This is a genomic window from Streptomyces sp. NPDC001373 (assembly GCF_042895815.1).
Taxonomy (GTDB): Bacteria; Actinomycetota; Actinomycetes; order Streptomycetales; family Streptomycetaceae; genus Streptomyces.
Map to the genome: position 1 here is coordinate 1 of NZ_JBIAWQ010000051.1, position 4,558 is coordinate 4,558.

Consider the following 4,558-nt stretch of genomic DNA (forward strand, 5'->3'; position numbering starts at 1 on the left):
CGTCAAGAGTTCCGCCGAGCCCGTATGGACCCCGTCAAGGCGTCTTAACGGCGGGATGAAGACACGGTTATCTCGTCATCGGCCATCTGGCCGATTCATCTTCTTCCCACTTCACTCAGGAGCTCGCGATGGCCGATCTGGCCTTCGTCGTCACCACGGTCGCGGTGTTCGCGCTGGTGGCTCTCATCGCCCGGGGGGTGACCAAGCTGTGACCGTCGAAAACGTCGTCGGCCTCGTCGTGGCCGTCTCCCTGCTCGGATACCTCGTCCTCGCCCTCGTGTACCCGGAGAGGTTCTGAGCACCGATATGAGCCCCGTAACCGCTGGTGTGCTCCAGCTGCTCGCGCTGATCGCCGCGCTCGCGCTGGCCTACCGTCCCCTGGGCGACCACATGGCCCGCGTCTACTCCTCCGAGAAGCACTACCGCCCGGAGAAGTGGATCTACAAGGCCATCGGCGCCGACCCGACCGCCGAGATGCGCTGGCCCGCCTACCTGCGCAGCGTCCTCGCCTTCTCCGCGGTCAGCGTCCTCTTCCTCTACGCCCTCCAGCGCGCCCAGGGCCTCCTGCCCGGCTCCCTCGGCTTCGCGGCCATCGACCCCGACCAGGCCTTCAACACCGCCGCGTCGTTCGTGGCGAACACCAACTGGCAGTCGTACGCCGGTGAGCAGGCCATGGGCCACGTCGTGCAGACCGGCGGCCTGGCCGTGCAGAACTTCGTCTCCGCCGCCGTCGGCATGGCCGTCGCCGTCGCCCTCGTACGCGGCTTCGCCCGCTCCCGTACCGGTGAGCTGGGCAACTTCTGGGCGGACCTGGTGCGCGGCACCGTACGGATCCTGCTGCCGATCGCCGTGATCGGCGCCCTGATCCTCGTCGCCTGCGGGGCAATCCAGAACTTCGCCGGGATCCACGAGGTCGGCCAGTTCACGGGCGGCACCCAGCAGTGGAACGGCGGGGCCGTCGCCTCCCAGGAGGTCATCAAGGAACTCGGGACGAACGGCGGCGGCTACTTCAACGCCAACTCCGCCCACCCCTTCGAGAACCCCACCCCGTTCTCCAACCTGTTCGAGATCTTCCTGATCCTCGTCATCCCCTTCGCGCTCACCCGCACCTTCGGCCGCATGGTCGGAAGCCTGCGCCAGGGCTACGCGATCCTCGCCACGATGGCGACGATCTGGCTCGGGTTCACCGCCCTGATGATGTGGACCGAGTTCGCCCACCACGGCCCGGCCTTCGAGGTCGCGGGCGGCGCGATGGAGGGCAAGGAGACCCGCTTCGGCGTCGGCGCCTCCGCGATCTTCTCGGTCGCCACCACACTCACCTCCACCGGCGCGGTCAACTCCTTCCACTCCTCCTTCACCGGGCTCGGCGGCGGGATCCAGCTGCTGGGCATGCAGCTCGGCGAGATCGCCCCCGGCGGCGTCGGCTCCGGCCTCTACGGCATGCTGATCATGGCGATCATCGCGGTGTTCATCGCCGGCCTGATGGTCGGCCGCACCCCCGAGTACCTGGGCAAGAAGATCGGCACCCGCGAGATCAAGTTCGCCGCCTGCTACATCCTCATCACCCCCGCCCTCGTGCTGTGCTTCACCGCCGCGGCCATGGCCCTGCCGACCCCGCCGCACTCGATGCTCAACTCCGGCGCACACGGCTTCTCCGAGGTCCTGTACGCCTACACCTCCGGCGCCAACAACAACGGCTCCGCCTTCGCCGGCCTGAACGCCGACACCCAGTGGTACAACTCGACCATCGGCATCGCCATGCTCCTGGGCCGCTTCCTGCCCATGGTCTTCGTCCTCGCGCTCGCCGGCTCGCTCGCCGAGCAGAAGCCCGTCCCCGAAACCGCGGGCACCCTGCGTACCGACAAACCCCTCTACACCGGCCTCCTCGTCGGCACCATCCTCATCGTCACCGGACTGACCTACTTCCCCGCCCTCGCGCTGGGGCCGCTCGCCGAAGGGCTCGCATCATGAGCACCGCCACTGAGACCCGTGCCCCGCACGAAGACCTGCCCACCGGCCACAAGCCGCCCGCCGGCCGCGTCGGCGGAGGGCTCTTCGACCCCAAGGCCCTGCTCAAGTCCTTCCCCGACGCGGTCCGCAAGCTCGACCCCCGCGTCATGATCAAGTCCCCGGTCATGTTCGTCGTCCTCGTCGGCTCGGTCGTCACCACCGTCCTGGCCGTCAAGAACCCGACGGACTGGTTCGGCTGGGCCATCACCGCCTGGCTGTGGCTGACCACCATCTTCGCCAACCTCGCCGAAGCCGTCGCCGAGGGCCGCGGCAAGGCGCAGGCCGACACCCTGCGCAAGGCCAAGACCGACTCCGTCGCCCGCCGCCTGACCAAGGACGGCAAGGGCGAGGAGCAGGTCCCGGGCACCGAGCTGAAGATCGGCGACCTGGTGGTCTGCGAGGCCGGCGACATCATCCCCGGCGACGGAGACGTCGTCGAGGGCGTCGCCTCCGTCGACGAGTCCGCCATCACCGGCGAGTCCGCCCCCGTCATCCGAGAGTCCGGTGGCGACCGGTCGGCAGTGACCGGCGGCACGAAGGTCCTCTCGGACCGGATCGTCATCAAGATCACGACGAAGCCCGGCGAGACCTTCATCGACCGCATGATCGCCCTGGTCGAGGGCGCGGCCCGGCAGAAGACGCCGAACGAGATCGCTCTCAACATCCTCCTCGCGTCCCTCACGATCGTCTTCCTGCTGGCGGTCGTCACCCTCCAGCCCTTCGCGATCTACGCGGACGCCAAGCAGTCCATGATCGTGCTCACCGCTCTCCTCGTCTGCCTGATCCCGACCACCATCGGCGCCCTGCTCTCCGCGATCGGCATCGCGGGCATGGACCGCCTGGTCCAGCGCAACGTCCTGGCCATGTCCGGCCGCGCCGTCGAGGCCGCGGGCGACGTGTCGACGCTGCTGCTCGACAAGACCGGCACCATCACCCTCGGCAACCGCCAGGCCGCCGAGTTCGTCCCCGTCAAGGGCACCACCGAGGCCGAGGTGGCCGACGCCGCCCAGCTGTCCTCGCTGGCCGACGAGACCCCCGAGGGCCGTTCCATCGTCGTCCTCGCCAAGGAGAAGTACGGGCTGCGCGAACGCCACCAGGGCGAGCTCGCCCACGCCGAGTGGATCGCCTTCACCGCCCAGACCCGCATGTCAGGTGTCGACGTCGACGGGCGCAAGACCCGCAAGGGTGCGGCCGGTTCGGTCATCGCGTGGGTCAAGGAGCAGGGCGGCGAGGTCGCCAACGACGCCGACCTGCTCGCCAACCGGATCTCCGAGGCCGGCGGCACCCCGCTCCTCGTCGCCGTGCAAGACGAGAAGGGCGCCCGCGTTCTGGGTGTCATCCACCTCAAGGACGTGGTCAAGGAGGGCATGCGTGAACGGTTCGACGAGCTGCGCCGCATGGGCATCAAGACCGTCATGATCACCGGTGACAACCCGCTCACCGCCAAGGCGATCGCCGAGGAGGCGGGAGTCGACGACTTCCTCGCCGAGGCCACCCCCGAGGACAAGATGGCCCTCATCAAGCGGGAGCAGGCCGGCGGCAAGCTGGTCGCGATGACCGGCGACGGCACGAACGACGCCCCGGCACTCGCCCAGGCGGACGTCGGCGTCGCGATGAACACGGGCACCTCGGCCGCCAAGGAGGCCGGGAACATGGTGGACCTCGACTCCAACCCGACGAAGCTCATCGAGATCGTCGAGATCGGCAAACAGCTCCTCATCACCCGCGGCGCGCTCACGACCTTCTCCATCGCCAACGACGTCGCCAAGTACTTCGCGATCATCCCGGCCATGTTCGCCGTGGTCTACCCCGGCCTGGACAAGCTCAACATCATGGGCCTGTCCTCCCCGAACTCGGCGATCCTCTCCGCCGTCATCTTCAACGCGCTCATCATCATCGCCCTCGTCCCGCTCGCCCTCAAGGGCGTCCAGTACAAGCCCACCAGCGCCGACAAGATGCTCCGCCGCAATCTGGGGCTGTACGGGGTGGGCGGTCTGATCGCCCCGTTCATCGGCATCAAGCTCATCGACCTCCTCATCTCCCTCATCCCCGGAATCGGCTGACCCCACATGAACAACTCGGTAGGAAACACAGCACGGCTGATCGGGGCCGGCCTGCGGGCCCTGCTCGTCCTGACCGTGATCTGCGGGGTCCTCTACCCGCTCGCCGTCACCGGCGTCGCCCAGGCCCTCTTCAACGACAAGGCCAACGGCTCGGAGATCAGGGACAAGAGCGGCCATGTCGTCGGCTCGTCCCTCATCGGGCAGACCTACAACCTGCCCAAGAAGGACCCGAACGACCCCCAGGAAGCCGCGAAGCCGGACCTGAAGTGGTTCCAGCCCCGCCCCTCCAACGGACTGGGCACCAACAGCGTCAACACCCAGTACTCCCTCGTCCTCTCCGGCGCCACCAACCGCTCCGCCGACAACGGCGCCGTCAACGGCACGTGCACCAAGGCCTCCGAGGAAGGCAGCCTCTGCGCCCAGGTCATCGCCGCCAAGGAAGCCGTCGTCGTCGACAACTCCACCGCCACCTACAAGGTCAAGCC

General features: G+C 68.2%; 4 protein-coding genes. All 4 read left to right on the forward strand.

Annotated features, from left to right (window positions below):
* The first annotated feature begins 208 nt into the window (after positions 1 to 208).
* Positions 209 to 298: a K(+)-transporting ATPase subunit F gene (gene kdpF / locus ACFY15_RS36710; protein WP_037860493.1), complete on the forward strand. Its 90-nt coding sequence runs from the start codon at positions 209 to 211 to the stop codon at positions 296 to 298.
* 8 nt (positions 299 to 306) lie between these two features.
* Positions 307 to 1,971: a potassium-transporting ATPase subunit KdpA gene (kdpA, locus tag ACFY15_RS36715; protein ID WP_390827063.1), complete on the forward strand. Its 1,665-nt coding sequence runs from the start codon at positions 307 to 309 to the stop codon at positions 1,969 to 1,971.
* On the forward strand, positions 1,968 to 4,073 hold the full coding sequence (gene kdpB, locus ACFY15_RS36720) for a potassium-transporting ATPase subunit KdpB (RefSeq protein ID WP_390827064.1): 2,106 nt from the start codon (positions 1,968 to 1,970) through the stop codon (positions 4,071 to 4,073). Before kdpA ends, kdpB begins: the two co-directional genes overlap by 4 nt.
* Before the next feature lie 6 nt (positions 4,074 to 4,079).
* On the forward strand, positions 4,080 to 4,558 hold a 479-nt coding region (locus ACFY15_RS36725), incomplete at its 3' end, for a potassium-transporting ATPase subunit C (RefSeq protein ID WP_390827065.1).